Annotated in this window: 1 protein-coding gene and 1 pseudogene; both read left to right on the forward strand. The window is 68.6% G+C overall.

What is annotated here, in order from left to right; all coding sequences use genetic code 11:
* Positions 1–236: pseudogene (locus E1298_RS47340) on the forward strand (response regulator); the annotation flags it as partial.
* Positions 237–306: 70 nt separating this feature from the next.
* On the forward strand, positions 307–808 hold a 502-nt coding region (locus E1298_RS47345), incomplete at its 3' end, for a HAMP domain-containing protein (RefSeq protein WP_131903904.1).

Raw genomic sequence — 808 nt, forward strand, 5'->3', positions numbered from 1 at the left:
TGGACCGCGACATCCCCGGCCCGACCGGCGACGAGATCGCCCGCCGGATCGTCGCCTCCGGCAGCGGCATCCCGATCCTCATGCTCACCGCCGCCGACCGCATCGACGACAAGGCTTCGGGGTTCGAACTCGGCGCCGACGACTACCTCACCAAACCCTTCGAACTCCGCGAACTCGTCCTCCACCCGCAAGCAGTTCGCCGTATTCGACATCCTCGTCGCCGGCGAAGGCGGCCCCATCGCCACGGCGCCCGGCACCGGCTACCGAATCGACCCCCGCACGGACACCCCCACCCTGGCAGCACGCATGAATAGACGCCCGGGGCTGAGCGCCCGACTGAAACTCACCCTCAGCTACGCCGGATTCCTCCTGCTCGGCGGCGGGCTCCTGCTGGCCGTGGTGTGGGTGTTCGTGCTGCGCTGGCTACGGACCGACGACCCCAGATCCCTGCAGCAGCAGTACGGCGTCGTGGTCATCACCGGGTTCACCCGCTCCGACGCCCTGCCCGGCTTGGTCCCCGCCGTGGCCACATCACTGGCCTTCCTGCTGGTGTTCGGCCTGCTGGGAGGATGGCTCCTGGCCGGCCGGATGCTCGCACCCCTCACCCGGATCGCCGACGCGGCACGGATGGCCTCCAACGGATCGCTGTCCCACCGAATCCGGCTACCGGGCCGCAGCGACGAGTTCCGCGAACTCGCCGACGTGTTCGACACCATGCTCGAACAACTCCAATCCCACGTCGCCGAACAGCAACGATTCGCCGCCAACGCCTCCCACGAACTACGCACCCCACTGGCGATCTCCCAGA

The sequence above is a fragment of the Actinomadura rubrisoli genome, from assembly GCF_004349215.1.
In the GTDB taxonomy this organism is placed as follows: domain Bacteria; phylum Actinomycetota; class Actinomycetes; order Streptosporangiales; family Streptosporangiaceae; genus Spirillospora; species Spirillospora rubrisoli.